A 5,602-nucleotide genomic window follows, 5' to 3' on the forward strand; every position below is an offset into this window, starting at 1 on the left:
GATACGCCGACCTGATCCTGCTGTGCCGAATCCACAATCGCCCCAGTCTTTCAGGTCGATGTATGACGCCAGACACCTCGGTCGGCCCCTATCCCTCTGGGAGAGGGGCCGATTGGGGGATGATTAAGAGATACGCCGACTTGATCTTGCTGTACCGGATCCATAATCGACTCAGTCTTTCAGGTCGATGTATGACGCAAGACACCTCGGTCGGCTCCCTCTCCCTCTGGGAGAGGGCTGGGGTGAGGGGCTTTTGACCTACACAGCATCTCGCGGCAGCATCAATCCCAAAGGCAACCTCACCCGCGCTTCCAGTCCACCACCGGACCGATTGCGCAATTCAACATTGCCGCCATGCATCGAAGCAATCCGCTTCACGATCGCCAAGCCCAAGCCAGTGCCCTTCCCGCCCCGCGCACGATCACCACGGGTAAACGGGTTGAAGATCGCCTCCAGCTCCGAAGGGTCAATCCCCGCGCCTCGGTCCATCACGCTCAGCACCACATACGGCGCACTGACGTCCCCGGACACATAAGCGGCGACCTCAACGTGACCGCCGGCATGGTTCAAGGCGTTGCCGATCAGGTTGTTCAGCAAGCGTTTCATCGATACCCGACGCAGCGGAAACGGCTGGATCGGCTCCAGACGCAAACGCACTTTCTCTTCATTCTGGTTGTACGGTGCTGCAACCTCGCGCACCAGATCAGTCAGATCCACTTCTTCCACCGACTCGTCACGACCGTCGCGGATGAACGCGAGGAACTGGTCGAGAATCGCGTCCATGTCTTCAATGTCGCGCACCATGTCGTCGGTCAGGTCATTGCGATCGCCCATCAACTCCAGCGAAAGCCGCAACCGGGTCAGCGGAGTGCGCAAATCATGGGACACACCGGCGAGCATCAACTCACGCTCGCGTCCGGCCTGCTCGACGTCTTCGGCCATCTGGTTGAAGGCGCGATACACCTCGGTCATCTCGCTCGGCGTATCGCTGATCGGCAGACGTACGCTGCGACCCTGACCGAGTTGCCGGGCAGCATAGACCAGGCGTTTCAATGGCTGGTTGAGCTGGCTGACGAAAATCCACGCCGATGCCGTCGACAGCAAGCCGATGGCAAGGAACCAGCCAAGCACGTTCCAGATTTTCTGGCCGCGCAACGGGTGCGGATACAACGGCACCTTGAGCCAACCGTCACCGAGGCTCGGTGCGCGCACCCACAACGCTGGCGGTGAATGCATGCGCAAGCGCACTTCGGTGTCGGCACCCAGTTCCGCCTGCATCTGCCGCTGGTAGATTTCGCTGTACGGCCAGTGCTGTTCGCCTTCCGGCACACCGGCGCCCACGACCCGAATCAGGGTGGCGGCATCAGCGATCTTCGCGCGGTTTTCTTCATCGGCAGCCCAATAGGCTCGCAGCGTCAGGGCGACGCCGTGGCTGTATTGGCGATCCACCAGCACGTCCTCGTTCATCAACAGATAAACCAGGGTCAGCGCCTTGGAAAACAGCACGACGATAAGCACCAGCCAGAGGGTGCGAGAGAAAAAACTTTGGGGGAACCAGACAGGGGTTTTCATCTATAACCGCTACACACTTGCAGGAGCGAGCAATGCTCGCATATTGCGGATTGCGAGTCTGCGGGCCTGGCCGTTCGACCAAAACCTGCAGACTCGCTCCTACAAATCGCCGATCACTTGGTGGCGGCGCCATCCGGTACAAACACGTAGCCCACGCCCCAGACGGTCTGGATGTAGCGCGGCTTCGATGGATCCGGCTCGATCATGCGGCGCAGACGGGAAATCTGCACATCGATGGAACGCTCGAGGGCATCCCACTCGCGGCCACGGGCCAGGTTCATCAACTTGTCACGAGTCAGCGGCTGACGCGCGTTCATCACCAGAGCCTTGAGTACCGCAAACTCACCGGTGGTGAGCATGTGCACTTCGTCGCCGCGTTTCAGTTCGCGGGTGGCCAGCGACAAGACGTAATCACCGAACGTGACGTTTTCGTCTTCACTGCCCGGTGCGCCTGGTACCGGTGTGGCCTGACGACGCAACACGGCTTTGACGCGGGCCATCAGCTCATCCGGGTTGAACGGCTTGGCCAGATAATCGTCGGCGCCCAGTTCCAGGCCCTTGATGCGGCTCAACTCATCGCCTTTGGCGGTGAGCATGATGATCGGAATCTGGTTGTTCGCGCCACGCAGACGGCGGCAAGCGGTCAGACCGTCTTCGCCGGGCAGCATCAGGTCGAGGACGACCAGATTGAAAACTTCACGCGACAGCAAACGATCCATCTGTTCGGTGTTCGGTACGGTGCGGGCACGGTAGCCCTTGCTGACGAAAAAACGTTCCAGCAGGCTGCTCAGGCCCGGATCGTCGTCAACGATGAGAATTTTTTCGCCTTCAGCAGTTTGTGCAGTGCTGCTCATTGGATGCTCCTTTTAGCTCGGCGCGCATTATGGCGTAGCTGCCGTTATACGCACCGTGTGCATTGTTAGCAGATTTTTCCTTCACTGCCAGAAAACCGGGGTTTATGCCTACAGACTGCAACGCCCCCGAACGACAGAACGCTGGTTATAATGCGCGGCGTTTTGTGCCAGGCAACGTCTGAATCGTTACCGCAGGTGGCAGGCTTTTTTCCTGCCGAGCGCAGTAATTGTTCGATTTCACGGGTCAATGGGCTGCCTTTTGACCCAGGCAGCGGCAATTTTCTAGCCGCTCAACCAGACTCCGGGCCTTTATTTCCGTGCCTGCGAGCCTGCTTTCACAATATGTCAGGTGGTTTTATGGACAGCATCAACAGCCGCATTGCCGAGGAACTCGGTGTACGCCCACAACAGGTCGAAGCGGCCGTCGCGCTACTCGATGAAGGCTCTACCGTTCCCTTCATCGCCCGTTACCGGAAAGAAGTCACCGGCAGCCTCGATGACACCCAGTTGCGTCATCTGGAAGAACGTCTGCGCTACCTGCGAGAACTCGACGAACGGCGCATCAGCATCCTCGCCAGCATCGAAGAGCAAGGCAAACTCACCCCTGCCCTCGAGCGCGACATCAAACTCGCCGACACCAAGACCCGCCTCGAAGACTTGTACCTGCCGTACAAGCAGAAGCGCCGCACCAAGGGCCAGATTGCCCTGGAAGCCGGCCTCGGCGACTTGGCGGACGGCCTGTTCAACGACCCGAACCTGAACCCGGAAACCGAAGCCGCACGCTTCGTCGACGCCGAAAAAGGCGTGGCCGATGTGAAGGCAGCGCTGGAAGGCGCCAAGTACATCCTGATGGAACGCTTTGCCGAAGACGCCAGCCTGCTGGAAAAACTGCGTAACTATCTCAAGCAGGAAGCGACCCTCAGTGCCCGCGTCATCGCTGGCAAGGAAGAAGAAGGCGCCAAGTTCCGCGATTACTTCGAACACGACGAACCGCTGAAAAGCATGCCGTCGCACCGCGCGCTCGCCATTTTCCGTGGCCGCAACGAAGGCATCCTCAGCTCCGCGCTGAAAGTCGGCGATGAACTGCCGGGGACCATGCACCCGTGCGAAGGCATGATCGGCCAGCAATTCAACATCCAGAACCAGAACCGCCCGGCCGACAAATGGCTCGGCGAAGTGGTGCGCTGGACCTGGAAGGTCAAGCTCTACACGCATCTGGAAACCGACCTGCTCGGCGAACTGCGTGACGGCGCCGAAACCGAAGCGATCAACGTGTTCGCCCACAACCTGCACGACTTGCTGCTGGCCGCCCCAGCCGGCCCGCGCGCGACTCTGGGTCTCGACCCGGGCCTGCGTACCGGTTGCAAAGTGGCCGTGGTCGACTCGACTGGCAAGCTGCTGGATCACGCCACGGTTTACCCACACGTGCCGCACAACAAGTGGGATCAGACCATCGCCATTCTGGCCGCCCTGTGCGCCAAGCACTCGGTTGACCTGATCGCCATCGGCAACGGCACCGCCAGCCGCGAAACCGACAAACTGGCCATCGAGCTGATCAAAAAGTATCCAGCGATGAAGATGACCAAGGTCATGGTTTCCGAAGCGGGTGCATCGGTGTACTCGGCGTCGGAACTGGCGGCCAAGGAATTCCCGGATCTGGACGTGTCGATCCGTGGCGCCGTATCCATCGCCCGTCGTCTGCAGGATCCACTGGCAGAACTGGTGAAAATCGATCCGAAATCCATCGGTGTCGGCCAATACCAGCACGACGTGTCGCAGTTGAAACTGGCGCGTGGCCTGGACGCAGTGGTCGAGGATTGCGTGAACGCCGTCGGCGTTGATGTGAACACTGCTTCGGTAGCACTGCTTGCGCGGATCTCCGGCCTCAACGCGACGCTGGCGCAGAACATCGTGACGCACCGCGATGAGCACGGCGCATTCAAAACCCGTGCAGCGCTGAAGAAAGTCGCACGTCTGGGCGAAAAAACCTTCGAACAGGCCGCCGGTTTCTTGCGCGTGATGAACGGCGACAACCCGCTGGATTCGTCGGCGGTTCACCCGGAAGCCTATCCGCTGGTGCAGCGCATTGCCGCTGAAACCGACCGCGACATCCGCTCGCTGATCGGTGATGCAAGCTTCCTCAAGCGTCTGGATCCGAAGAAATTCACCGACGAAACCTTCGGTCTGCCGACCGTGACCGACATCCTCCAGGAACTGGAAAAACCGGGCCGCGACCCGCGTCCGGAGTTCAAGACCGCCGAGTTCCAGGAAGGCGTCGAAGACCTCAAGGATCTGCAACTGGGGATGATCCTCGAAGGCGTGGTGACCAACGTGACCGCGTTCGGCGCATTCGTCGACATTGGCGTGCATCAGGACGGTCTGGTGCACATTTCGGCGCTGTCGGAGAAGTTCATCAAGGACCCACGTGAAGCGGTGAAGGCCGGTGACGTGGTGAAAGTGAAGGTCATGGAAGTCGACATCCCGCGCAAACGCGTTGGCCTGTCGATGCGCATGGGCGACACCCCCGGCGAGAAAATCGACGGTGCCCGTGGTTCGCGTCCGGGCTCGGCGCAGCGCCAGCCTTCGAACAATGCGCCACGCAAGGAAACCGCGACCGCCGCACCAGTGAACAACGCGATGGCCTCGCTGTTCGCCAACGCCAAGCAGTTGAAGAAACGCTGATGGAAATTCCGGCCGGGCTCGTCGAGAGCGCGTTTTTCAAGCTGTTGGGCTGCCGCCTGCACAGCCTGGAAACCGGGGTGGCGCAAGTCGCCCTGGTGCTGGAACCGGAACTGCGCAATCGCGGCGGCAAATTGCACGGTGGCGCGCTGTTCAGTCTGGTCGACATCGCCATGGGGCTGGCCTGTTCCAGCACCCACGGTTTCGATCAGCAGAGCGCGACCATCGAGTGCAAGATCAACTATATCCGCGCCGTTTCCGACGGTGAGGTGCTGTGCACGGCGCGGGTGATTCACCCGGGCCGCCGCACGTTGGTGGTCGAAGCCGACGTGATGCAGGGCGACAAACTGGTCGCAAAAGCGCAAGGCACGTTCGCTGTCCTGTAGCTAGACGCCATCAATTTGAGTTAATTTCGGCGCAACGAATCCTGTGGGAGCTGCCGCAGGCTGCGATCTTTTGATTTTGTTTTTCAATAGCAAGATCAAAAGATCGCAGCC

The 5,602-nt window shown here is 60.0% G+C and carries 4 protein-coding genes; 2 read left to right on the forward strand and 2 right to left on the reverse strand.

Features of this window, described 5'->3' with window-relative positions; all coding sequences use genetic code 11:
• Positions 1-258 precede the first annotated feature (258 nt).
• Both PMI23_RS27820 and ompR read right to left on the reverse strand, forming a co-directional pair.
• On the reverse strand, positions 259-1,572 hold the full coding sequence (locus PMI23_RS27820) for an ATP-binding protein (protein WP_007917930.1): 1,314 nt from the start codon (positions 1,570-1,572) through the stop codon (positions 259-261).
• A 113-nt stretch (positions 1,573-1,685) separates the two neighbouring features.
• On the reverse strand, positions 1,686-2,426 hold the full coding sequence (gene ompR, locus PMI23_RS27825; RefSeq protein ID WP_007917928.1) for an osmolarity response regulator transcription factor OmpR: 741 nt from the start codon (positions 2,424-2,426) through the stop codon (positions 1,686-1,688).
• A 357-nt stretch (positions 2,427-2,783) separates the two neighbouring features.
• Between ompR and PMI23_RS27830 the strand changes: the two genes are divergently transcribed.
• Together PMI23_RS27830 and PMI23_RS27835 are read left to right on the forward strand one after the other, a co-directional pair.
• Positions 2,784-5,108: a Tex family protein gene (locus PMI23_RS27830; protein WP_007917927.1), complete on the forward strand. Its 2,325-nt coding sequence runs from the start codon at positions 2,784-2,786 to the stop codon at positions 5,106-5,108.
• Positions 5,108-5,491 carry a PaaI family thioesterase gene (locus PMI23_RS27835; protein ID WP_007917925.1) on the forward strand — a complete coding sequence of 128 codons (384 nt, stop codon included), beginning with the start codon at positions 5,108-5,110 and terminating at the stop codon, positions 5,489-5,491. Before PMI23_RS27830 ends, PMI23_RS27835 begins: the two co-directional genes overlap by 1 nt.
• The last annotated feature ends 111 nt before the right edge of the window (positions 5,492-5,602 follow it).

The organism is Pseudomonas sp. GM24 (assembly GCF_000282235.1).
Classification (GTDB): domain Bacteria; phylum Pseudomonadota; class Gammaproteobacteria; order Pseudomonadales; family Pseudomonadaceae; genus Aquipseudomonas.